The sequence below is a fragment of the Stieleria sp. genome, assembly GCF_041595215.1.
GTDB classification, from domain to species: Bacteria; Planctomycetota; Planctomycetia; order Pirellulales; family Pirellulaceae; genus Stieleria; species Stieleria magnilauensis.
Window position 1 is genome coordinate 1 of the sequence record NZ_JBFHKV010001118.1, and the last position, 2712, is coordinate 2712.

Annotated in this window: 4 protein-coding genes; 2 read left to right on the forward strand and 2 right to left on the reverse strand. The window is 58.3% G+C overall.

The window, feature by feature from the left end:
• Positions 1-261, forward strand: a 261-nt coding sequence (locus tag ABX749_RS28675; RefSeq protein ID WP_372899050.1) for a hypothetical protein, incomplete at its 5' end; no start/stop codon positions are given.
• 131 nt (positions 262-392) lie between these two features.
• Here the strand turns inward: ABX749_RS28675 and ABX749_RS28680 are convergent.
• Positions 393-1286 (reverse strand): rhomboid family intramembrane serine protease, encoded by an 894-nt coding sequence (locus tag ABX749_RS28680; protein ID WP_372899051.1) that lies wholly within the window; start codon positions 1284-1286, stop codon positions 393-395.
• Positions 1287-1325: 39 nt separating this feature from the next.
• Positions 1326-2024 (reverse strand): DUF1579 family protein, encoded by a 699-nt coding sequence (locus ABX749_RS28685; RefSeq protein ID WP_372899052.1) that lies wholly within the window; start codon positions 2022-2024, stop codon positions 1326-1328.
• A 115-nt stretch (positions 2025-2139) separates the two neighbouring features.
• Between ABX749_RS28685 and ABX749_RS28690 the strand changes: the two genes are divergently transcribed.
• Entirely contained in the window at positions 2140-2601 is a 462-nt protein-coding gene (locus ABX749_RS28690) for a hypothetical protein (protein WP_372899053.1), read from the forward strand.
• Positions 2602-2712 lie beyond the last annotated feature (111 nt).

Consider the following 2712-nt stretch of genomic DNA (forward strand, 5'->3'; position numbering starts at 1 on the left):
CCGATTCAAACTCCCAACATCGTACTCATTTATCATGGGGCTCCCTTCATCCAGGAGACGACGCCCGCAACCGTCCATCCGCCGAGCGGCAGTCCCGATGTGATGTCGTCTCAAACGTTCGGCAGCGATCACACGTCGCCATCGGCGCGGGCGGAGTTTTGGGAAACGGAATCGACTGTCCGTGCCGAGGCAGAGCAAGATAGCGTCGGACACGAAGGGGTGGTGGATCGACTTCTCACGGAGTGGGATCCAAGCCTTTAGCGACGAGAGGTCGATGACCGGCTCATGTTGCGTAGCTGCCGACGCCAGACGGCGGTCTCCGCTCATCTTGCGTAGCGGCCGGAACATCATTCTGCCCCGGATCATTCTGCCACTTCAAAATCCGTTGCTGCTCATTCTGACAGCGCGATGACCCAGGCGATCGACACCATCACGATCGTGGCCACTCCGGCCAACCATTGGACTTTTTCGTCGGCCAGCCAGTGCGTCGGCAGGCGACTGCTGATGGCACCGATCAGCAATCCGGACAGGAAACCGGTCACGTGAGCGGTGACATCGGTCCGCTCGCCCCCGACGCCGACCAAGCCGAGTAGCATCAGGCCGCCGACCAACGGTCGCCAGCGACGCAGCAGACTTTCGTGGCTGGACACTCTCGGCCGCAAGGCATTGGCAACCAGCAATCCGAGCGCGGCGAAGACGGCGGTCGAAGCGCCCACCGAAGTGTGTTCGGGTTGCTGGACGAGCGCGTTGAGCAGATTGCCCAGGGCTCCCGCCGACACGATCGTGAGCCAGGCGATGCCGCCACCGACGGCACGGCCGGCGAGGATTCCGAACAGGATCCCGAACAGCAGGTTCGAGGCGACGTGCCCCTCGTCGACGTGCAGGGTCAGCGCCGTCACCGTCCGCCATCCGTCTCCCGCCAGCACCTTCCCGGCCTGCATTTCACCCGGCGTGAAAAGATCCAGCCCCAACCCCCAAGGCAGCGTCGCCAGGGCGATCAGCGTGACCAACGCCGCATACGCGATCACTCCCGCGGTCGCGCCGTCATAGACCGGCGCCACCGGGATCGCTGCCGTGGACCGCGACTCGTTTTCACGGCGGTACGCGTCCAGTTCCGCTTCCGCCTCGGCCAGATCCCCAGCGTCGACAATCAGCAACCATTGCCCGTGCTGTACCTCCACTCGGGCCGCTATCCCGGCGGCCTCGAGCACGAATCGCAGTTCCATGCACTCGGCGCGATCCGCCGTTTGGAACACCACCGTCGGGTCTCGATGTAATCCATTCACGCTATTGTCGGCATCCCGTTCCAGTCGACCATCGGCTTGTCATTTCTGCTTCATTTCGTACGTCAAGACGAAGGACTTCACCCAATCATTCGTCTGGTCATCCTTCTTGTACATCGTCATCGTCGAGGGCTCGCCAGGAGCATCCGAGATAACAGACTTCATCTTTTCCGGCTTGTTGGTTTGCGGGTCGATGTCGTCAAAGAACATCGTCAATTCGTGCTTCGTTTCATCGTACGTTCCCTCCATCACCGCCAGATAGGGCGACATGTTGTTCGCCCACGTTCCAATGTATTTTTTCTTGAGGGGATCGTACCCGTTCATCCCATGTCCCTTGTATGGCCCCGCCTGAAATTCGGTTTCCACCCAGTTGCCACCGAGAACCACGGTGTTGGTTTCGCTGAACGGGAATTCCATCGCGTCGCTGGTAGGCCCCTGCGGCCAAACTTTCATCGTGCCGCTTCGTGTGCCGGCAATTTTCGCCAAGTAAGCGTGCTCCTTCGAGGGCGTCGGCGCCTCATCCTGGGCCTGCACTGTCGGGCTCACCACACAAATCAATACCATCAAAAAAAGAGTTCTCATCACTCGCTCCGGGGCTGGTTGAGGGGGGCAATCACGTACCTGAGCGATCTGTGTTATCACAAAATGTTCCGCAGATCGATCACGACGAGGCAAAAATTTGGAAAAGCCCGAATGGGATCCCAAAAATGCCGTTCGCCGATCCGGCCAGTTTCTTGGCATCGTCTCGGTTGTCGCTCATGAAAACACCAAGGATTGACAGCGTCCATCGAATCCCCGATCAATACGATTTCCCCGCCCCGGGAACGGTCATCACCCGCGGCGTTCTTTCCCCCGCATGCCAGAACGGTTCAGCTTGATTGCCTTCCTGCAGGATCACAAGGTTGCGATGGCCTGGATCGCCTCGGTCTCTGCCGTGCTGTTCTTCGGCTGCTTGCTGATTGCACCGTGGCTGGTTTTAAAAATCCCCGCGGACTACTTCGTCGGTGATCACCGGCCACGAACGCTTTTTGCCGATCGGCATCCCGTCTTGCGTTGGACGGGATTGCTGGCCAAGAACCTGATCGGTGGGATCCTGATTTTCGCGGGGCTGCTGATGCTGGTCCTTCCCGGGCAGGGACTATTGACCATTCTGGTCGGCATCTTGATGCTCAATTTTCCCGGCAAGCATCATCTGGAAAAAAAACTGGCCGGCTTCCCCCCCGTTTTCAAATCGATCAACTGGATCCGACGTCGCTGGAACGTTGCCCCAATCAAATTGACGCGACACCCGCCGGACGCTGAACCACCCCGTGATTGATGAGGGTTTCAGGTTTCAGGTTTCAGGTTTCAGGTTTCAAGTTTCAAGTTTCAAGTTTCAAGTTTCAAGTTTCAAGTTTCAAGTTTCAAGTTTCAAGTTTCAAGTTTCAAG